The following is a 21054-nucleotide window of genomic DNA, read 5'->3' on the forward strand; positions in this document are numbered from 1 at the left end:
AGACCATTGCCAGGCAAAGCGCGGAGCATCTTGGCAAATCATTGCAGGGTGGCCAAGAGACCGGCCATCAATCGCCCGCGTTCGACCAGGCTGTCGACTTCGATATGCTCGTTGAGGGTATGATAATCCGCACCGCGCACGCCAAGGCTGTCCAGCGTCGGCAGCCCCATCGCGCCGGTGAAGTTTCCGTCCGAGCCGCCGCCCGAACTGCCGTGGATCAGATCGAGGCCGATTGTCTTCCCCACCGCCCGCGCCTGTTCATAAAGCGCCATGGTTCCGGCATTGGGTTCCCAGACCGGCCGCGTCACGCCGCGCGTCACCGTGAACGTCACGTCATTTGTCGTGCCGTTCAGCGCCAGCATCCGCTCGACCCCGCGATCGAGATCGGCCTGGCGTTTCGCCATGCTGAGTGCCTCGCCGCGGCAGCTCGACGCCACGCAGTTGACCCACTGCCCGCCATGAACGACGCCGACGCTGAAGGTGCAGTCGTCGCCGGTCATGCCGTCGATGGCAATGATCTGCCGCGCCATTTCGCGGATTGCGGATCGTCCCGCCGCGAGTGTTGCGCCGGCGTGGCTCGGCTTGCCGGCAGCTTCCAGATTGAACCGCGCAATCGCGTAGCGGCCCGTGGTGACGCCTGCATTCTTGAACGCCGGTTCCGGCACCAGCACATACTTGTTGCGCGCCGCTTCCGCCTCAATGATGTCGCGGGTGCTGGGCGTGCCCACTTCCTCATCCGGCGTGAACAGAACCGTGACCGGCAACGGCGTCGCAATCGACGCTCTCTGCAACTGCAGGATGGCTTCGAGCGCAGCGTAATTGCCGCCCTTCATGTCGAGGATGCCCGGCCCGTAACATTTGCCGCCCTCGCGCCGCCACGGCAGCTTTTGCAGCGTGCCGATCGGATGAACGGTATCCATGTGTCCTGCGATCAGGATACCCGGCTGTCCCTGATTGGGGTGCGGAAATCGCGCCCGGATGCAGCCGCCGAAGCCCTGCCGCCCGGCGATCGTTTCAATCGAGGCCCCGCCAATCGCCATGTCGCGCGCGGCAAGTTCAAGCATGCGATTGACCGCGGCGGCGTCCCAGGTCGGGCTTTCGCATTCAATCCACGGACGCAGGCCCGTCAGCATGGTTTCGGTATCGAACGGAAGCGAGGCGGGATTGATCAAGGCGCTGTCCCCTTTTGAATGCTTTTTCTGACTGGCGGGATCTCGTGCCCCGCGCCCCCGGATCGTTGCAGGTTCGGCAGCCGATTCAAGATGCAAACTTGCCGGGGCTGCTGTCAGTTTGGCGATGTTGCCTGCCGGAATCAGATTGCGTATGCAGGCCCCAATCTCATTGGGAAGGTTTGCGATGTCGATTTGCGCTGCAACACAGGTGCGTTTGTGACGCAATCGCTCGTCGTCGTCCCCCCGTCCAACGCGAGGGCCGCCGGCTGGATGGCCGGATGGCTGACCCTGATGCTGGTCCTGCTGGTGGCTGGCCGCGAAGCCACGCGCGAACTCAGCGTTTTCCAGATCATGGAAATGCGCTCGGTCATCGGCCTTTTCATGCTCTATCCGCTGATTCATCTGAACGGCGGCCTGGCAAATATGAAGACCGCGCGCCCGCTCCAGCACATCGGCCGCAACGTCGTTCACTACGCCGCGCAGTACGGCTGGTTTCTGGCCTTGACGCTGATCCCCCTGGCGCAGGTGGTGGCCATCGAATTCACCATGCCGATCTGGACCGCGTTGCTCGCGGTGAGCTTTCTTGGCGAACGGCTCAACGTCTGGAAAATTCTCGCCATCATACTCGGGCTTGTGGGTGTTCTCATCATCGTGCAGCCCGGCGCCGCGCAGGTCAGCCCCGGCCAGCTGATCATGGTCCTCGCCGCCATCGGCTTCGGCGCGGCGATTGTGATGGTGAAATCCCTCACCCGCACCGACTCGGTGATCGTGATCATCTTCTGGATGCTGGTGATCCAGTCCCTGATCGGATTGATCCCAGCCCTTTACTATTGGCACACGCCATCAGCGCATGTCTGGCCATGGATTCTAGTGATCGCGTTCTGCGGAACGTATTCGCACTACTGCTTCGCGCAGGCGATGCGCTATGCCGACGCCACGGTTGTTGTGCCGATGGACTTTCTCCGCGTACCGCTCTCGGCGACGCTCGGCTGGCTGCTCTATTCCGAGCGGCTTGATGCGGCGACCATTGCCGGCGCTGCGCTGATCCTGACCGGGAATCTGCTGAATTTGAAACGATCGTAACCGGCGGCGGGCGGTCGCCGTAGAAACCTAAGTTCGTCATGCCCGGCCTTGTGCCGGGCATCCACGCCTTCCTTTCTGAAGCGCAACAAGACGTGGATGGCCGGGACAAGCCCGGCCATGACACTGTTTGGATTGCGAGTTCAACGATAGAGCGAGCCTACGCCGCGCTTTTCTTGTCCGCCGACAGCACGCCGCGGCGGATCTGGTCTTCCTCGATCGACTCGAACAGCGCCTTGAAGTTGCCCTCGCCGAAGCCGTCGTCGCCCTTGCGCTGGATGAACTCGAAAAAGATCGGGCCAATCGCGTTGGCCGAGAAGATCTGCAACAGCACCTTGGTATGGCCGCCGTCCACCACGCCTTCGCCGTCGATCAGGATACCGTTCTTCTGCAGCCGCGCGACGTCCTCGCCGTGCTTCGGCAGCCGCGCGTCGATCTTCTCGAAATAAGTCTGCGGCGGCGGCGGCATGAACGGCAGGCCGTCGGCGCGCAGCTTCTCGATGGTGTGATAGATGTCCTTCACACCGCAGGCGATGTGCTGGATGCCCTCGCCGTGATAGGTGTTGAGATATTCCTCGATCTGGCCGGAATCGCCGGCGTCCTCGTTGATCGGAATCCGGATCTTGCCGTCGGGACTGGTCAGCGCGCGCGAGAACAGGCCAGAGGCCCTCCCCTCAATGTCGAAGAAACGGATCTGGCGAAAATTGAACAGCCGCTCATAGAAGCCGGTCCACACATCCATGCGGCCGCGATGCACGTTGTGGGTCAGATGGTCGAGGTAAAACAGTCCCGCGCCCTCCGGGTGAATGTCCTTCAGGCCAAGCCACTCGAACTCGGTGTCGTAGGCCGAGCCCTTCGCGCCGTAGCGGTCGACGAAGTACAGCAGACTGCCGCCGATACCCTTGATCGCCGGAACATCCAGCGTCTTGCGGGATGACGCCTCGTCGGCCGGCTCCGCGCCGAGCGACAGCGCGCGCTCATAGGCCTGCTTTGCGTCGACCACACGGAACGCCATCGACGGCGCGCACGGCCCATGCACGGCGACAAAGTCATATCCGTGGGTGCCCGGCTGTTCGTTGACGAGGTAGTTCACATCGCCCTGGCGATAGACCGTGATCGCCTTGGTCTTGTGCTTGGCGACTGCCGTGAATCCCATCAGGCGGAACAGCGCGTGGAGCTTTTCCGGCTCGGGATGGGCGTATTCGACAAACTCGAAGCCGTCGGTGCCCATCGGGTTCTGCTCGGAAATGACGGCGGCCGGTGCATCGTGCGGAAACGGACCCATGGCGATCTCCCTTGAATCTTCTGGCGATTCTTTCTCAGGGAAGCATCGTGCGCCGCTTTTCATGCAACAGGCGTGCAAAATGAGCCGAGTTATGCCAAAATCATGCACGGAACGTGCACATACGAGGGTTTTGGCGCATGACTTCGCTGGACGGATTCGACCTCAAAATTCTCGCCGCGCTTCAGGACGACGGCCGCCTGACCAATCAGCAACTCGCCGATCTGGCGGGCCTGTCGGCGTCGCAATGCTCGCGCCGCCGCACCCGGCTGGAGGACGAGAAGATCATCGCCGGCTATCACGCGGATCTCGCCAGCGAAGCGCTCGGTTTCAATGTGCTCGCCTTCATCCAGATCACGCTGGCGACGCACTCACCGAACAACGCAAAGCGGTTTCGCGATCTGATGCGCCGCGTCGATGAAATCCAGGAGGCCTATTCGCTGACCGGCGACGCGGACTATCTGTTGAAGGTCGTGCTGAGCGATCTCAAGAGCCTGTCCGACATCGTCAACAACGTGCTGATGCCGCACGAGAGCGTGGCGCATGTACGCTCGTCCATCGTACTCGACCGGCTGAAGACCACGCGCAAGCTGCCGCTGCGGAAGCTCGCCGGTTGATCACTGATCCCTCATCGCGTCATGGCCGGGCTTGTCCCGGCCATCCACGTCTTTCTTGGTGCAATCCAAGACGTGGATGCCCGGCATAAAGCCGGGCATGACGGTGGATGGATGCGAAGATGTACAATCACTTTCAAACCGACGGAAGGATCGTGCCTTCAACTTCGCCAAAGCCAATTCGGTAGCCGTTGCCCTGACACCAGCCGCGCATGGTCAGCGAGTCGCCGTCCTCGAGAAACGACCGGCGCTCGCCGCTCTCAAGCGCCAACGGTTCTGTCCCGTTCCAGCTCAATTCCAGCATACTGCCGCGCTCGCTTTTCTCGGGACCGCTGATGGTGCCCGAGCCCAGCAGGTCCCCGACATTCATCGCGCAGCCGCTTGAGGCATGATGCACAAGCTGCTGCACCGACGACCAGTACATGTTCCTGAAATTGGTGCGGCAGATCGTGCCGGGCTTGTTCATCTTCTCGGTCTTGATGTCGACTGCGAGCTGCATGTCGTAGTTATTCGCGCCCTTCTGCTGCAGATATGGCAGCGGCGTCGGGTCCTGCGCCGGGCCGTGAACCCGAAACGGCTCCAGCGCCTCGCGCGTCACGATCCACGGACTGATCGAAGTGCCGAACGCTTTCGCCTGAAACGGTCCCAGCGGCACGTATTCCCATTGCTGGATGTCGCGCGCGCTCCAGTCGTTCAGCAGTGTGAAGCCGAAGATCATCGCGTCGGCCTGCTGCTCGGTCAGCATCTCCCCCATCGCCGACGCCTGCCCGATCACGACGCCCATCTCCAACTCGAAATCGAGCCGCTTGCAGGGCCCGAAGGTCGGCAACTCCACCGTCGGCGGCTTCAACTGCCCGCGCGGGCGGCGGATCGGCGTGCCGCTGACGACGACAGTCGATGCGCGGCCATTATAGCCGATCGGGATGTGCAGCCAGTTCGGCAGCAGCGGATTGGTCTTGTCGCGGAACATGGTGCCGACATTGGTGGCGTGTTCCTTCGACGAATAGAAATCCGTGAAGCCCTGCACGGCAATTGGCATCTGCATTTGCACGAACTTTTGCGGAACAAGCGCTAGCTCACGTAGCTTCTTGTTATCGCGCAATTCTGCGTTGTCGTGGCGCAAAAGTTCGCTGATCCGCGCTCGGGTCTGTGACCAAACCTTTGGTCCCAGCGACATGAAATGATTAAGTGCGCCGACAGCAAAAACACCCGGTTGATCGGCCACGCTTAGCAGACCGTCTTGTTCAAGCTCCCATAGATCGAGCACGTAGTCGCCGATGGCAACCCCCGTTCGCGGAAGAGGCTTCTCCGGCGTGAAGAACACGCCGTAAGGCAAGTTCTGGATCGGAAAATCCGACGATGGATCGATCTCGATGAAGGAGCGCAGCTTGGGATCGTTGGGGTGCATCGTGTCCATCCGGTTTATCTATTCGGCATCGGGCTGGCGACCGGGTTCGGCGGCGGCAAAGGCTTTGAGCTTCGCGGCGGCAGCATCCAGCGCCACGATGCGCTTGTACGGCGCAAGATCCACACCGAACCGCCGCGCGTTGAACACCTGCGGCACGATGCAGATGTCGGCCAGCGTCGGCTGATCGCCGAGCGCAAACGGTCCCGGCAGATGCGCCAGCCGGGCCTCGACTGCCTCGAAGCCGGTCTCGATCCAGTGTTTCGACCATGCCGCGCGGGCGGCCTCATCGACGCCCATGCCGGTCAGCCTGTTCAGCACCCGCAAGTTTCCGATAGGATGAATGTCGCTGGCGACAACCAGCGCGATTTCGCGCGCAATCGCCCGCCCTTTTGGATCCGGCGGCAGCAGCGGTGGCTTCGGATGGGTCTCGTCGAGATATTCGATGATCGCAATCGACTGCGCCAGTTCGAGATCGTCATCGATCCAGTACGGCACCAGTCCCGCGGGATTGACCTTGCGATAGGCCGGTTGCGTTTGCTCGCCCTTGCGCAGATGCACAAAGCGATGCTCCGCGCTCAGTCCCTTGAGATTGAGCGCGATGCGCACGCGATAGGCCGCGCTTGAGCGGAAGTAGCCGTAGAGAACAGCGTCACTCATGTGCGCTGCTTTACGGCTTCGACGGGTCGAAGCGGCGCTCCAGCCCCTGCCAGCAATCGGCGTAGTCGTCCTGCAGCGTGCTGGTGGTCGCGGCATACTCGGTCACGCGCTGCGCAAAGCGCGTCTCGAACATGAAGGCCATGGTGCCGGTCAGTTTCACCGGCTTGAGTTCACCATTGCTGGCGTGATCGAACGCCTCGCGGTCCGGCCCGTGCGGCAGCATCATGTTGTGCAGGCTGATGCCGCCCGGCACGAAGCCCTGCGGCTTGGCATCGTAGACGCCGTAGATGAGCCCCATGAACTCCGACATGATGTTCATGTGATACCACGGCGGACGGAAAGTGTTTTCCGCCACTGCCCAGCGCTCGGGGAAGATCACGAAGTCGATGTTCGCGGTCCCCGCCGTTTCCGAAGGCGAGGTCAGCACCGTGAAGATCGACGGATCGGGATGATCGAAGCCGATGGCGCCGACCGGCGAGAACGTCCGCAGGTCATATTTATACGGCGCATAGTTGCCGTGCCACGCCACCACATCCATCGGCGAATGTGGCAGCTGGGTCACGAACAGCGAGCCGCCCCACTTCACGTAAAGCTCGGTCGGCGTGTCCTTGTCTTCGTAGGCCGCCACCGGCGTCAGGAAGTCGCGCGAGTTGGCGAGGCAATTCGCGCCAATGGGTCCGCGCTCCGGCAGCGTGAACGCGCCGCCGTAGTTCTCGCAGAGATAGCCGCGCGCCGGACCTGACGGAATCTCGACGCGGAATTTGGTGCCGCGCGGGATCACGGCGATCTCGCCGGGCTCGATGTCGATGATGCCGAACTCGGTGACGAGGCGCAGGTTGCCCTCCTGCGGAACGAACATCAGTTCGCCGTCGGCGTTGTAGAAATGCTGATCCACCATCGATTGGGTGATGAGATAGACATGCGCTGCCATGCCCGCCTGCGTGTTGGCATCGCCCGCCGTGGTCATGGTGTAAACGCCCTGCAGGAAGGTCTGGTCGTCCTTCGGCATCGGCACGGGATCCCAGCGCAGTTGCGCGATCGGCATGTGGTATTCGGTACATGGCGCGGTGCGCCAGTATTTCGCATCGGCCTTGGCGAAGCGGCCCGAATGTCTCACCGACGGGCGAATGCGATAGAGCCACGAGCGTTCGTTGGTGCCGCGCGGCGCGGTGAACGGCGAGCCGGACAGTTGCTCGGCGTAGAGCCCATAGGCGCAGCGCTGCGGCGAGTTGCGGCCGATGGGCAACGCGCCGGGCAGCGCCTCGGTCTCGAAGCTGTTGCCGAATCCGGACATGTAACCCGGCGTGACATTGACGGCGTTGCGGTTGACGACGCCAGGAGCGGTGTTGATGTTCATCGCACTATCCTCCTTGCAGAGCTGCCCACATTTCGCGGTCGCGCTTGTCGGTCCAGATCACCGGATCGTCGATCCCGGATGCTTCGTCGAAGGCGCGCGAGACATTGAACGGCAGGCAATGTTCATAGATCGCGAAGCTGGAGAATTTCGGGTCCATCACGGCACGCGTCGCGGCCATTGTTTCTTTCAGCGTCCGCCCCTTCGCCACCGACAGTTCCGCCGCGCCGTAGAGCGATGTCACGAAATCGCGCGTCATGGCGATGGCTTCGTTCACGGTCGCCACACCCTTCAGCGCGTCGCCGCGGCCGGGCGCAACGGCTTTTGGGTTGAAGTCGCGGATTTCATTCAGCGTCAGCGGCCATTCGCGCAGCAGCGCGTCGCCGCAATAGCAGGCCGAATGGAACTCGATCAGATCGCCGGAGCACATCACCTGCGCATCGGGCACCCAGGCCACGATGTCGCCGGACGTGTGGCCCGCGCCGAGATGAATCAGTTGCACTTCGCGCTTGCCGAGATAGAGCGTCATCCCGGTCTCGAACGTGATCGTCGGCCATGTGAGACCCGGAATGCTCTCGGCATCGCGGAACAGCCTTGGAAAGCGGCCATATTCAGAATCCCAATCCTGCTGCCCGCGCTCCATGATGAGGCGATGGGTTTCCTGCGAGGCGACGATGCCCTGCGCCTTGTAGGCGGATGCGCCGAGCACGCGCACCGCGTGATAATGCGACAGCACCACATACTTGATCGGCTTGTCGGTCACGGTCTTGACGCGCTCGATCACGCTGTTGGCCATCGCCGGCGTCGCCTGCGCGTCGAACACGAGGCAACTGTCGTCACCGACGATCACCGCCGTGTTGGGATCGCCCTCTGCCGTGAATGCGTAAATATCCGGGCCGATTTCGGAGAAGGTGATTTTCTTCTCCGTCATATCTCCGGTCGAAGCGAAACCCTTGGCGTTCATTTTGCGTCCCTTGTTGAATTCGTCGTATCGCCCGTGACGAGCTGGCGCTTCGCCAGCGCGATCGCTTCACGCAGCACCTCGGCATCGCCGATATGATTGGCTAAAATCAGAACCAGTGCTGTATCCAGCGATGCACTGTCCTCGTCGCTGAGGCCGCGATGCGCCTCGACCACCAGCCGGTAGGCGGTGTCGGGATCGCTGAAATTCGATGTCGTCGAGAGCGTCATGACGAGGCTCCCGGCTGTGCGCTGGCGCGGGCAATGGCGGCTTGCACGGCGGATGCCGTCGGTTTCCTGAAACGCGCCGCGACATAGCCGTCCGGCCGCAGCAGATAGGCCGCGCCATTGGAGAGATCATAGCGCTTCGCAAACAGTCTGGACACATCGCGCAGCGGCGCTGCTTCTCCAATCACGATGGAGTGACAGCCAGGCAACTCGCCGCCGCCTGCTCCCGATTGCAGCAACACGAAGTTGCCACTCCCCTGCCTGAACGCCTCGGTGAGATAGATCGGCTCGCCTTCTGCCGTCGCCAGCGGCGCGTCGATCATGTGCGCGCCGGGACGCGGCCCGGCATTCCATGGGTCGCGATCGGGCGTCGACAGCGGCGACTGATAGACCGACGGCGTCGAGAGCCGCCCGCCATTGACCATGCGCTTGGCGAATTCGGTTTCCTTCGCGAGTCTGAGCACCGCCTGCCGCATCCGGCGTTCCTGCTTCGAATGCGGCGCGATGAAATCGGTGGAGCGGGTCGATGCGCGGATGTTCTCGTCGGCAGCGGCGCTGCGTTCGATCTCGTAACTGTCGAGCAGCGATGCGGGCGCCTTGCCGCGCAGGATCAGCGACAGCTTCCACGCCACATTCTCCGCGTCCTCAAGACCGGAATTCGCGCCGCGCGCGCCGAACGGCGAAACCTGATGCGCGGAGTCGCCGGCGAAGATCACACGCTCATGCACAAAGCGCTGCATGCGGCGGCATTGAAACTTGTAGATCGAAATCCATTCGAAATCGAAATTGGTGTGACCCAGCATCCGCTCGATCCGCGGCCGCACATTCTCCGGCAGCCGCTCGACGGCGGGATCGGCATCCGGCCCCAGTTGCAGATCGATGCGCCAGACATCGTCCGGCTGACGATGCAGCAGTGCGGACTGGCCCGAATGGAACGGCGGATCGAACCAGAACCAGCGCTCGGTCGGAAACTCGGCGGTCATCTTGACGTCGGCGATCAGGAACTGATCCTCGAACACCTCGCCGGAAAACTCAGCTCCGACCAAACCTCGCAAGGCCGAGCGCGCGCCATCGCAGGCGACGACGAAATCCGCCTTCAGATGATAGCGCCCGTCCGGCGTGTCGATAGCCAGAACGACGTGATCGTTGCGCTGGTCCAGCCCGACCACCTTGTTGCGCCAGCGCAGATCGACCTGCGGCAGTTCCTGAACGCGATCGACCAGAAAGGCTTCGGCGTAATATTGCTGAAGATTGATGAAGGCCGGCATCTTGTGACCGTCTTCCGGCAGCAGATCGAAGCGGTAGAGCATGTCGTCGTTCAGAAAGATCTTGCCGACCTTCCAGACCACGCCCTTCTCCACCATGCGCTCGCCGACCCCGAGGCGGTCCCACAATTCCAGCGAGCGCTTCGAAAAGCAGATCGCGCGCGAGCCGTCGCCGATCCTGTCGGCGTCATCGAGCAAAACGACGCCGTGACCGCGCTGGGCCAGATCGATCGCCAGCGTCAGCCCGACCGGCCCCGCTCCGACCACCACCACCGGATGGCGCGCCGCATCCGCCGCCGTCCGGTCCTGATCGGAATGGCGGCGATAGCCGAACTGAATGACCCGAGGTTCCGGCACGTCTCAACCCTGCTTGACTGACGGGCTTCTTGAACGAAGCTCTGGTGTGGTGGTTCGCAAGTCCGCATCAGTTCTACGGCACATTCTGTTGCGGACTTGCGAACCCAAACCACACCAGAATTATAGTCTCCAGTGTCCTCTTGAATCCGACGTTCGCTATAGAGTGCGCTGCAAAAATGAAGCGAACTTCGGATTCAGGACACTGGTCATCAGGATAGACCAAGGCTATGATCGTTGCAACTGCAACCAACTAGACCAAGTCCTGCCCTTGGCCTCAACCGGACGTGTTTCCTTGAGCAAGCTCGATCTCTTCAAGTTCATGCCGTTCCGACTGAACCGGCTGGCGGCGGAAGTCAGCGCCGAACTCGCCAGCGAATATCGCGAGCGCTATGGCCTGGATATTCCGGAATGGCGGGTGCTGGCCACGCTGGGCTTTCGCGACGACGCCTGCACGGCGCAATACATCGCCGACTGCACGCGCACGCATAAATCCACCATCAGCCGGGCCGTCGCCCACCTGCTGGAACAGCAACTGATCGAACGCGTGGAAAACAAGGATGACCGGCGCGAGCTGGCGCTGCAACTCACCGGCAAGGGACGCGCGCTCTACGAGGAACTGATCCCTCGCCTGCTCCACAAGGAGCAGGACATCCTGTCATGCCTGACGGCGGCGGAGCGCAAGGATTTCGCCAACGCGCTCGGCAAGATCGAGCGCCAGCTCGATCTTGTTCAGACCGTGAAGGATGCACGCGCCAAGAAGGATGCGTATTAGTTTGCATTCCCGCGACTGAAAACCCACTCGCTCATTCCCGCGAAAGCGGGAATCCAGCCCTTCAAAGAGTGGGTCCCCGCTTTCGCGGGGACGAGCGGGGATGACATCACGCCGCGCGGATGTTCTCCATGAAGCGGTCCAGCTCCTGACGCAGCCGCGTGCTTTCAACCGCCAGCGTCTGCGCGGAGTTCAACACTTCACCCGAGGCCGTGCCGGTTTCGCTCGCGCCACGGTTGACCTCGGAGATGCCCTCCGCGATTTCCAGCGTGCCGCTGGCGGCGCTCTGGACGTTGCGGGCGATTTCCGTCGTCGCGGTGGTCTGCTGCTCAATCGCTGCGGCGATGTTGCCGGCGATCTTGGAAATCTGGCCGATGGTCTCGCCGATTTCCTTGATCGCAAAGACGGACTCTTGCGTGGCTTCCTGCATCCCGGCGATGTGCGACGAAATCTCGTCGGTCGCCTTCGCGGTCTGGCTCGCCAAAGACTTCACTTCGGACGCGACCACGGCAAAGCCCCGCCCCGCGTCGCCCGCCCGCGCAGCCTCGATGGTGGCGTTGAGCGCCAGCAGGTTGGTCTGCTCGGCAATCGCCGTGATCAGCTTGACCACGTCGCCGATCTCCTGTGCCGCGCGCGACAGTTTGGCGATGCGCGCGTCGGTGGCTTCGGCCTGCGACACCGCCGCGGCGGCGATCCGGCTCGACTCCTTGACCTGCCGGCCGATCTCGTTGACCGAAGCTGACAGTTCTTCCGTGGCGGCGGCGACGGATTGCACATTCGCCGAGGCTTCTTCCGACGCGCCCGCGACCTTACCGGACAACTCCTGAGCGGTCTCGACGGTCCGGGTCAGGGTCGTTGCGGACGACTCAAGCTGGCTCGCCGAAGACGAGACGCTCGACACGATCACGCCGACGGCGGTTTCGAAATCGTCGGCGAAACGGTGAAGCTCCGCACTGCGGGCAGCGCTGGCGGATTTGCCCTGCGCCTCACGCTCCGCCGCCTCGCTCTGCGCCTTGGCGACAGCGCGCATCTTGAACTCCTCGACGGCACCCGCCATCTCGCCGATTTCATCCTTCTGGCCGAGCCCCGGCAGCACAACATCGAAGTTGCCGCCGGCGAGCTGCCGCATCGCGTTGCACATGGCGATCATTGGCCGGGAAATTCCGCGGCCCAGCATCCATGCGAGGATCGCGCCGAACATGATGCCCCCGGCGCCGAGCGCCGTCACGAACTGGCTGGTCGTATGCGCTGCCGTGGCCGATTCCTTTGCAAGCTGCGTCTGCCGGACGACCAGACCATCCTTGATGGTCTTGGCTTCCTGGGTCACGGACGCCGCCGCCTCGTTCATCTTGGTAGACAGCGCCGTAATCTTCGCGGTGTTCTCGACGAACTTCGTGAAGGCCACCTTGTAGGCATCGAGTTCCTGGGTGATTTCCGAAATCTTCGATGCAAGCTTCGCGTCGTCAGCCGTCAGCGTGCCAAAGCTGTTCTTCAGAAGCTGCATGCGGGCATTGACGCTGTTGGCGACGGCTGCATCGGGACGCAGGACGTAGTTGCTGATGTTGGCTGTGATGGACGCCGAGTGGGTCGCCAGTTCCTTCGCATTCTGCTGGATCGACGTCAGGCCGGCGAGAATCGCGGTGTCCGCCAGATCGTCGAATTTGTAGCGGATCACGTTGCCCATGCGGAGCAACTGGTTCGACGCGATTGCCGCGTTCTCGGTCTTGAGCTTGATGACATCCGCGAACAGCGCGGAGAATTCACTGTAGCTGGCGGAAAGGCTGAGCACGCTCTTGCGGTTGTCGGCGGTGGCGACACGCGTCGCGCGCTCGATCGCCTCGCCAAGACTCTTCTCGGCGGCACGCGCAGCTTCTTCGTCCGCCGGAAGACCGGTCGTCACGTATTGGCGGGCGAGAAGCTGATAGGCCACAAGCTCGCGATCGATCTCGCGCGCGCTGTCGCTCTCGGCGACGATGCCCTGATAGGACTGAACGCCACTGGCGATGCGCTCGAACCCGAAATAGGCGACGCCCATATTGATGGCGGAAATGCCCAGCACGATCACGAAGCCGAGCATGATCTTGGTTCGGAATCTCAGATTTGAAAGGAAGCTGACGTTTGTCTTCTGCTTTGCCGGAGTGCCCTTGAACCAGCCCATTCCCAACCCCCAAAAATTCTTTTTGCATGCCCGACCGGCCGGCCAATCAGCCGGCGGAAAGTCCCCCAAGGTAAACAAAATTGAATAACGCCCCGTAAATTGCTACCGCGCGCAGCAAAAAACGCCCGCCAGGCGGGCGTTTCTTGCTAGCGACGTGTGCAAATGCAGCAGGGTCGCCATATCCCGGCACCGCCGGCGCCGAAAGATTAACAGTTCATTCCCAGCTCAGCGCGCCGCCATTCTGGTACTCGATCACGCGGGTCTCGAAGAAGTTCTTCTCCTTCTTCAGGTCCATCGCCTCCGACATCCACGGGAACGGATTGTCGGTCTCATCGAATACCCGGGTGAGCCCGAGCTGGGCGCAGCGGCGGTTGGCGATGAAATGCATGTACTGCTCGCACAGCGCCGCATTCAGACCCAGAAACCCTCTCGGCATGGTGTCGCGGCTGTAGGCGGCCTCCAGTTCGGCGGCCTCGCGGATCATGCCGCGTATCTCGTCCTGGAATTCGCGCGTCCACAGATGCGGATTTTCCATCTTGATCTGGTTGATGACGTCGATGCCGAAATTCAGATGAATGGATTCATCGCGCAGGATGTACTGATACTGCTCGGCAATGCCGACCATCTTGTTGCGGCGGCCGAGCGACAGGATCTGCGCGAAGCCTGTGTAGAACCACATGCCCTCGAAGATCACATAGAACGCGACCAGATCGCGCAGGAAGGCCTGATCGGAGTCCGGCGTGCCGGTCTTGAAATCCGGGTTCTCAAGATTCTGCGTGTGCTTCAGCGCCCACGCCGCCTTGTCGGTGATCGACGGCACCTCGCGGTACATGTTGAACAGCTCGCCCTCATCGAGGCCGAGACTTTCGACGATGTACTGGAACGTGTGGGTGTGCACCGCTTCCTCGAACGCCTGACGCAGCAGGTACTGGCGGCATTCGGGATTGGTCAGGTGGCGGTAGATCGCGAGCACGATGTTGTTGGCGACGAGGCTTTCGGAGGCCGCGAAGAATCCGAGATTGCGCTTGATCGCGCGGCGCTCGTCCTCGGTGAGGCCGTCGCGCGACTTCCACAGCGCGATATCAGCCTGCATCGAGACTTCCGTCGGCATCCAGTGGTTGTTGCAGCCGGCAAGATACTTCTCCCACGCCCATTTGTATTTCAGCGGCAGCAACTGGTTGACGTCGGCACGGCAATTGATCATCGCCTTGTCGTCCACCGACACGCGACCGCCCTTGCGGTCGATGGTGCCGAGTCCTGTTGAATCGAGGCCGGTCTGGTCAATCGCTGCGGATTGGCCGGTCAGGATCGGCGGGAGCGTGTTGGCGGCTTTGGGTGAGGTTTCGGACCAGTCGAGCATGGGGAATTCCTGAAAAATCGTGTGACTTTCACCCTCCCCTTGAGGGGGAGGGTCGGCGACCGTCAGGTCGACGGGGTGGGGTGAAGCGAGAGAACGGCGCAGAATTCTCACCCCACCCCGCCGCTACGCGGCGACCCTCCCCCTCAAGGGGAGGGTCAGAAACGTTACTGGCACGCCTCGCAATCGGGATTGTCGATCGAGCACGCCACCGCGTCCGACAGATCCGGTGCGGATGACGACTGCGGCACCACGATGGGCTTGTTCACCGGCATAGCCGCGAGCGACGACGACGACGACACCGCGTTGAGCTTGCCGTCGGTGCCCTTGAGCGTGGATTTCTCCACATGCGTGGCGCTGCGCGACCGCAGGTAGTAGGTCGTCTTCAGACCGCGCGTCCACGCCAGCCGGTACAGTTGATCGAGCTTTTTGCCCGATGGATTGGCGATGTAGAGGTTGAGCGACTGCGCCTGATCGATCCACTTCTGCCGCCGCGCCGCCGCCTCGATCAGCCACGCGCTGTCGATTTCGAAGGCTGTTGCATAGAGCAGCTTCAGATCGTCCGGCACGCGGTCGATGGAGCCGACGCTGCCGTCGAAATATTTCAGATCGGAGACCATCACCTCGTCCCACAGGCCACGCGCCTTCAGGTCGCGGACGAGGAACTCGTTCACCTCGGTGAAATCGCCGGACATGTTCGATTTAACGTAGAGGTTCTGATAGGCGGGCTCGATCGACTGCGCCACGCCGCAGATGTTGGAAATCGTCGCCGTCGGCGCAATCGCCATCACGTTGGAGTTGCGCATGCCGACCGACTGCACCCGCGCCCGCAGCGCCGTCCAGTCCAGCGTCACCGACCAGTCGACATCAAGGCCGCCGCGGGCGTCCGCTAAAATCTCGATGGAGTCGATCGGCAAGATGCCCCTGCTCCACAACGACCCCTTGAACGAGGGATACTGTCCGCGCTCGGCGGCGAGATCGACCGACGCCGTGATCGCGTGGAACGAAATCGCTTCCATGCTGGTGTCAGCGAACGTGACGGCCGCGTCCGACGCCATCGGGATTCGCAGCGCATGCAGTGCATCCTGAAAGCCCATCAGGCCGAGGCCGACCGGACGATGCTGCAGGTTCGAGCGGCGCGCTTCCGGAATGGTGTAGAAATTGATGTCGATGACGTTGTCGAGCATCCGCATCGCGGTCGAAATCGTCCGCTTCAGCCGCGCATGATCGATGCCGCCCTCGCCCACGTGGTTGAGCAGATTGACCGATCCGAGATTGCACACCGCAACCTCGTCGTCCGAGGTGTTCAATGTGATCTCGGTGCAGAGATTGGACGAATGGATCACGCCGACATGTTGCTGCGGCGAGCGCAGGTTGCACGGGTCCTTGAAGGTGATCCACGGATGCCCGGTCTCGAACAGCATGGTCAGCATCCGGCGCCACAAGTCAGTGGTGCGCAGCTTCTTGAACACGCGCATCTCACCGCGTGCAGCCTTCGCCTCATAGAAGGCATATCTTTCAGCAAAAGCCTTTCCATAAAGATCGTGCAGATCAGGCGTCTCGTCTGGCGAGAACAGCGTCCATTCGCCGTCGGATTCGACGCGCTGCATGAACAGATCCGGCACCCAGTTCGCAGTGTTCATGTCGTGGGTGCGGCGGCGGTCGTCGCCGGTGTTCTTGCGCAGATCGAGGAATTCCTCAATGTCGACATGCCACGTCTCGAGATAGGCGCAGACCGCGCCCTTGCGCTTGCCGCCCTGATTGACGGCTATCGCCGTGTCATTGGCGACTTTCAGGAACGGGACAACGCCCTGGCTTTCGCCGTTGGTGCCCTTGATGTGTGCACCGAGGCCGCGCACGCGGGTCCAGTCATTGCCAAGACCGCCGGAGTATTTCGCCAGCAGCGCATTGTCCTTCACCGACTTGAAGATGCCGTCGAGATCGTCGGCCACCGTGGTGAGGAAACAGGACGACAGCTGCGGCCGCAGCGTGCCGGAATTGAACAGTGTCGGCGTGGACGCCATGAAATCGAACGACGACAGCAGGTTGTAGAACTCGATGGCACGCGCCTCGCGGTCGATCTCGCGGATCGCGAGCCCCATCGCCACGCGCATGAAAAACGCCTGCGGCAGCTCGATGCGGTTGCCGTCTTGGTGAAGGAAATAGCGGTCGTACAACGTCTGCAGCCCGAGGAACTGGAACGACAGATCACGCTCCGGCTTCAAGGCCGCTGCGATCCGCTTCAGGTCGTAGCGCGCCAGTTCGGGATCGAGCAGCTCGGCCTCGATGCCCTTTTTGACATAGGCCGGAAAGTACTCCGCATAGCGCGCCGTCATGTCGGCCTGCGAGGCGTTGACCTGCGCGGAATGGACGAACGACAGCACTTCGGTGCGCAGCTTGTCGAGCAGCAGCCGCGCGCTGACATAGGCGTAGTTCGGCTCCAGTTCCACCAGCGTGCGCGCGGCCATGATGCCCGCGAGCGCCAGTTCATCCTGGCTGATGCCGTCGTAAAGGTTGCGGCGGGTCTCGGCGAGAACCGGTGCCGCATCGACGCCGTCAAGATTGGCGCAGGCTTCCTGAATGATCAGCGTCAGGCGGTCCACATCGAGCGGCACGCGCGCGCCATTGCCCAACGTCACATGCAACTGCGGTTCGGACGATGTCTTTGCGGGCTTCGCAGCGTCTGCCTTGGCGCGCTGGCGCGTGCGTTCCTCGCGATAGAGCACATAGGCACGGGCAACCTTGTGATGTTCGCTGCGCATCAGCGCCAGTTCGACCTGATCCTGCACGTCCTCGATGTGAAAAGTGCGCCCCTCGCCGATCCGGCGGGTCAGCGCGCTAACGACTTCGTTCGTCAGTTGCTCGATCACCTCGTGAATGCGGCGCGACGCCGCCGCCGTGTGGCCCTCGACGGCAAGAAACGCCTTGGTCATCGCAATCGAGATCTTGCTCGCATCGAACGGCGAGACCGTGCCGTTGCGGCGGATGACCTGCAAAGGCGGTGTGGTGGCAGGGACGGCCAGCGACTCGGAACGCAACTGAATGAGAGGAGCGGATTTGGCGGCTTCGCGTTCGAGAGAGAGAGACATCGGCAGACCCCGTGCGTGTTGCAATTTTCTGGGGGCTTGAGCCGAGAGCGCTGCATGACGACCGGCAAGCGCCGGCAATGCTGCAAGCGACCTCCGGACACCCCGCCCGTGGACGTTCTTTTGGTGTCGCGGCAGGTCTCCTGGCTCGCAGGTCGGCGTTGAATCCGGTCTTCCCGATGCGAAAACGCACCAGTGACATCGGTCGGATTCAACTCACTGCTTACAGTTGCGGGGGCAGCGCCGGACTTGCTGCATCAAACGTGCAGCTCACCGGCTTCCCATTTTCACCGCTAGGCCTTGCGGCTTTGCGGAACCTCGACGTCTACATCTGGTAGCGTTCGGGTGACGCTGTCAAGCACCGGTGGATGTGAATAACGGGACCAAAGCAACAAACGCGCGAAATGCTCAGCAAATCGCGACAGATTTTTTTCTGGGGCGGCGAGCAATGAGTGCGCGGCGCCTCGTGCATCGGGTAGCTCCCGGCGAATCGCCGCAAGCGAATCTCATTCCGCTCCTGCCCACTCACCCCGAGCGCGCGCCTAGCATCGCGGCGGTGGGAAGCTTTCCCTTTGACCGACCGGAATGCGGTTCTCATAACTTGACCATCGCGGTTCTGCGGATCGGTGGTCCGGAGCCAAGAGGGAATGCGGTGCGCGCGGTCCGGTTGAATCGTGCAAGTCCGGAGCTGCCCCCGCAACTGTAAGCGGCGAGCCTTAGTCCATCACTGCCACTGCGGCGCAAGCCGCGGGAAGGCCGGACGCAGGCGCCGACCCGTGAGCCAGGAGACCTGCCGCGATCACATAACGTCCACGGGCGGGGTGCCCCGGTGTGTCGCTGCGATAGGACGGCTCGCCGCCCTTGCCGTTCGCGCATGTCCGCCCCTGCCCCAACATCACGGGGTTTCCGATGACGAATTCTGCTTCCACTGCTTCCATTCCTGTCGCCACGCTTGGCGTTCCGCGCATCGGCCCACGCCGCGAACTGAAAATGGCGCTGGAGAAATTCTGGTCCGGCAAGATCGACGAGGCCACGCTGCGCGAGGCCGCCGCGAAAATCCGCGCCGACAACTGGACGCGCCAGCGCGATCTCGGCGTCACCGTGATCCCGTCCAACGATTTCTCGCTCTACGACCAGGTGCTCGACACCAGCACCATGGTCGGTGCGATTCCGAAGATCTACGGCTGGACCGGCGGGCCGGTGTCTTTCGAGACATATTTCGCGATGGCGCGCGGCAGCCAGAAAGACTTCTCTCATAAAGATTCGGGCGACCACGACGGCTGCGCGCATGGTCATAGCCATGGTCACGGTGTTCCGGCGCAGGAAATGACCAAGTGGTTCGACACCAACTATCACTACATGGTGCCGGAATTCGCCAAGGATCAGACCTTTGCCCTCTCCTCCACCAAGGCGATCGACGAATACCGCGAAGCCAAGGCGCTCGGCATCCAGACCCGGCCGGTGCTGGTCGGCCCCGTCACGTTCCTCAAGCTTGGCAAGGGCGAGAATCGGCTGTCGCTGCTGCCCAAGCTGCTGCCGGTCTACATCGAGGTGCTCAACAGGCTCGCAGCCGAAGGCTCTGACTGGGTGCAGATCGACGAGCCGTGTCTCGTGCTCGATCTCGACGCGGATGAAAAGGCTGCGCTGAAGACCGCATATAGCGAATTCGCGCTGAAGATCCCCGGCATCAAGATCATTTTGGCCACCTATTTCGGCGAGCTCGGCGACAACGCCGATCTCGTCACCAAATTGCCGGTGGCTGGCGTGCATCTCGATCTGGTGCGCGGCAAGGGCCAGATCAACTCCGTCCTCGACAAGATGCCCGCGGACCGCGTGATTTCGCTGGGCGTGATCGACGGACGCAACATCTGGCGCGCCGATCTCACACGGGTCTTCAATTTCTCCAGCGACGCCATCGCGCTCCGTGGCGCGGACAGAATCCAGATCGCGCCATCGTGCTCGATGCTGCATGCGCCGATCGATCTCGATCAGGAAACCGATCTCGATGCCGACCTGAAGAGCTGGCTTGCCTTCTCGGTGCAGAAGATGGGCGAGCTCGTCGCGCTCAGCCGCGCGCTGTCGTCGGGACGCGAGTCCGTCAAGGACGTGTTCGCGGCCTCGGACGATGCTGCCAAGAAGCGCGCATCGTCGCCGAAGATTCATAATCCTGCCGTGCAATCGCGCGCGGCGGAAAAATCCTCCGCCCTGTCGGAACGCAAGAGCGCGTTCAGCAAGCGGCAGAAACTCCAGAGCAAGGTGCTCGGCCTGCCCTCGTTCCCGACCACGACCATCGGCTCGTTCCCGCAGACCGAAGAGGTGCGCAAGGCGCGCGCCGCTCACGCCAAGGGTCGGCTCAGCGACGCCGAGTACGATGCGTTCCTGCGCAAGGAAACCGAGACCGCCGTGCGCTGGCAGGAGGACATCGGCATCGACGTGCTGGTGCACGGCGAGTTCGAGCGCAACGACATGGTGCAGTATTTCGGCGAGCAACTGTCGGGCTATGCCTTCACCAAGCACGGCTGGGTACAGAGCTACGGCTCGCGCTATGTCCGCCCGCCGATCATCTTCGGCGACGTCTCGCGCCCCAAGCCGATGACGGTCGGCTGGTCGTCCTACGCGCAGTCGCTGACCACGCTGCCGATGAAAGGCATGCTCACCGGCCCGGTCACCATGCTGCAATGGTCATTCGTGCGCGACGATCTTTCGCGCGATCAGGTCTGCCGCCAGATCGCCTTCGCGCTGCGCGACGAAGTGACCGATCTCGAGCGTGCCGGCATCGGCGTGATCCAGATCGACGAGCCGGCGTTGCGTGAAGGCCTGCCGCTGCGCAAGGGCGACTGGAAGGCGTATCTCGACTGGGCGGTGGACTGCTTCAAGGTTTCGCAAGCCGGCGTGAAGGACGAAACCCAGATCCACACCCACATGTGCTACGCCGAGTTTAACGACATCATCGACGCCATCGGCGCAATGGACGCCGACGTGATCTCGATCGAGACCTCGCGCTCGAAAATGGAGCTGCTCGACGCGTTCGTGACCTACAAGTATCCGAACGAAATCGGACCCGGCGTCTACGACATCCATTCGCCGCGCGTGCCGGAGGTGCCGGAGATGATGGAGCTGATCGGCAAGGCGCGGCGCAACCTGTCGCCGGAGCAGATCTGGATCAATCCGGATTGCGGCCTCAAGACCCGCGGCTGGCCCGAGGTCAAATCGGCGCTGAGCAACATGGTCGAAGCGGCACGGCAGGCGCGCGTGGCGTAGTCGTCGTTCTGTTGATGCCAGTTCTCCCTCTCCCCGTTTTTACGGG

15 protein-coding genes and 2 riboswitches are annotated in these 21054 nt (G+C 62.3%); of the genes, 4 read left to right on the plus strand and 11 right to left on the minus strand.

Going from position 1 to position 21054, the window contains the following annotated elements; genetic code table 11:
* Nucleotides 1-38 precede the first annotated feature (38 nt).
* Nucleotides 39-1169 (minus strand): M20/M25/M40 family metallo-hydrolase, encoded by a 1131-nt coding sequence (locus HNQ36_RS03680; RefSeq protein WP_184082782.1) that lies wholly within the window; start codon nt 1167-1169, stop codon nt 39-41.
* Between the two features lie 219 nt (nt 1170-1388).
* On the opposite strand from HNQ36_RS03680, the gene HNQ36_RS03685 reads away from it, so the two are divergent.
* Complete coding sequence (locus HNQ36_RS03685) at nt 1389-2255, plus strand: DMT family transporter (RefSeq protein WP_347339939.1); 867 nt, start codon at nt 1389-1391, stop codon at nt 2253-2255.
* 157 nt (nt 2256-2412) lie between these two features.
* Here HNQ36_RS03685 and hppD read toward each other — a convergent pair whose 3' ends face one another.
* Nucleotides 2413-3537 (minus strand): 4-hydroxyphenylpyruvate dioxygenase, encoded by a 1125-nt coding sequence (hppD, locus tag HNQ36_RS03690; RefSeq protein ID WP_184082565.1) that lies wholly within the window; start codon nt 3535-3537, stop codon nt 2413-2415.
* 137 nt (nt 3538-3674) lie between these two features.
* Here hppD and HNQ36_RS03695 point away from each other — a divergent pair, with 137 nt between their 5' ends.
* Nucleotides 3675-4151, plus strand: a complete 477-nt coding sequence (locus tag HNQ36_RS03695) for an Lrp/AsnC family transcriptional regulator (protein ID WP_184082566.1) — start codon at nt 3675-3677, stop codon at nt 4149-4151.
* A gap of 133 nt (nt 4152-4284) precedes the next feature.
* Here the strand turns inward: HNQ36_RS03695 and fahA are convergent, their stop codons facing one another.
* The 6 genes from fahA to HNQ36_RS03725 are packed head-to-tail and all read right to left on the minus strand — an operon-like array spanning nt 4285 to nt 10377.
* Nucleotides 4285-5556 (minus strand): fumarylacetoacetase, encoded by a 1272-nt coding sequence (gene fahA / locus HNQ36_RS03700; RefSeq protein WP_184082567.1) that lies wholly within the window; start codon nt 5554-5556, stop codon nt 4285-4287.
* An 18-nt stretch (nt 5557-5574) separates the two neighbouring features.
* On the minus strand, nt 5575-6213 hold the full coding sequence (gene maiA, locus HNQ36_RS03705; protein WP_184082568.1) for a maleylacetoacetate isomerase: 639 nt from the start codon (nt 6211-6213) through the stop codon (nt 5575-5577).
* 10 nt (nt 6214-6223) lie between these two features.
* Nucleotides 6224-7570 carry a homogentisate 1,2-dioxygenase gene (gene hmgA, locus HNQ36_RS03710; protein ID WP_184082569.1) on the minus strand — a complete coding sequence of 449 codons (1347 nt, stop codon included), beginning with the start codon at nt 7568-7570 and terminating at the stop codon, nt 6224-6226.
* 4 nt (nt 7571-7574) lie between these two features.
* Nucleotides 7575-8531, minus strand: a complete 957-nt coding sequence (locus HNQ36_RS03715) for an MBL fold metallo-hydrolase (protein ID WP_184082570.1) — start codon at nt 8529-8531, stop codon at nt 7575-7577.
* Complete coding sequence (locus HNQ36_RS03720; protein ID WP_184082571.1) at nt 8528-8758, minus strand: DUF2783 domain-containing protein; 231 nt, start codon at nt 8756-8758, stop codon at nt 8528-8530. Before HNQ36_RS03720 ends, HNQ36_RS03715 begins: the two co-directional genes overlap by 4 nt.
* Nucleotides 8755-10377 (minus strand): FAD-dependent oxidoreductase, encoded by a 1623-nt coding sequence (locus HNQ36_RS03725; protein WP_184082572.1) that lies wholly within the window; start codon nt 10375-10377, stop codon nt 8755-8757. Before HNQ36_RS03725 ends, HNQ36_RS03720 begins: the two co-directional genes overlap by 4 nt.
* A 319-nt stretch (nt 10378-10696) precedes the next feature.
* Between HNQ36_RS03725 and HNQ36_RS03730 the strand changes: the two genes are divergently transcribed.
* Complete coding sequence (locus HNQ36_RS03730) at nt 10697-11149, plus strand: MarR family winged helix-turn-helix transcriptional regulator (RefSeq protein ID WP_246395277.1); 453 nt, start codon at nt 10697-10699, stop codon at nt 11147-11149.
* Between the two features lie 106 nt (nt 11150-11255).
* Here the strand turns inward: HNQ36_RS03730 and HNQ36_RS03735 are convergent, their stop codons facing one another.
* The 3 genes from HNQ36_RS03735 to HNQ36_RS03745 all read right to left on the minus strand — a co-directional run bounded on the left by HNQ36_RS03735 (nt 11256) and on the right by HNQ36_RS03745 (nt 17750).
* A complete protein-coding gene (locus HNQ36_RS03735; RefSeq protein WP_184082574.1) occupies nt 11256-13304 on the minus strand; it encodes a methyl-accepting chemotaxis protein in 2049 nt (682 codons plus the stop codon).
* A gap of 214 nt (nt 13305-13518) precedes the next feature.
* Nucleotides 13519-14664, minus strand: a complete 1146-nt coding sequence (locus tag HNQ36_RS03740; protein ID WP_184082575.1) for a ribonucleotide-diphosphate reductase subunit beta — start codon at nt 14662-14664, stop codon at nt 13519-13521.
* Nucleotides 14665-14828: 164 nt separating this feature from the next.
* Nucleotides 14829-17750 (minus strand): ribonucleoside-diphosphate reductase subunit alpha, encoded by a 2922-nt coding sequence (locus HNQ36_RS03745; protein ID WP_184082576.1) that lies wholly within the window; start codon nt 17748-17750, stop codon nt 14829-14831.
* A 113-nt stretch (nt 17751-17863) separates the two neighbouring features.
* Nucleotides 17864-18083: riboswitch (cobalamin riboswitch) on the minus strand.
* Nucleotides 18084-18341: 258 nt separating this feature from the next.
* Nucleotides 18342-18559, plus strand: a riboswitch (cobalamin riboswitch).
* Nucleotides 18560-18656: 97 nt separating this feature from the next.
* Here HNQ36_RS03745 and metE point away from each other — a divergent pair.
* Nucleotides 18657-21008 (plus strand): 5-methyltetrahydropteroyltriglutamate--homocysteine S-methyltransferase, encoded by a 2352-nt coding sequence (gene metE / locus HNQ36_RS03750; protein WP_184082577.1) that lies wholly within the window; start codon nt 18657-18659, stop codon nt 21006-21008.
* Nucleotides 21009-21054: the final 46 nt, after the last annotated feature.

The organism is Afipia massiliensis (genome assembly GCF_014203115.1).
Lineage (GTDB): Bacteria > Pseudomonadota > Alphaproteobacteria > Rhizobiales > Xanthobacteraceae > Afipia > Afipia massiliensis.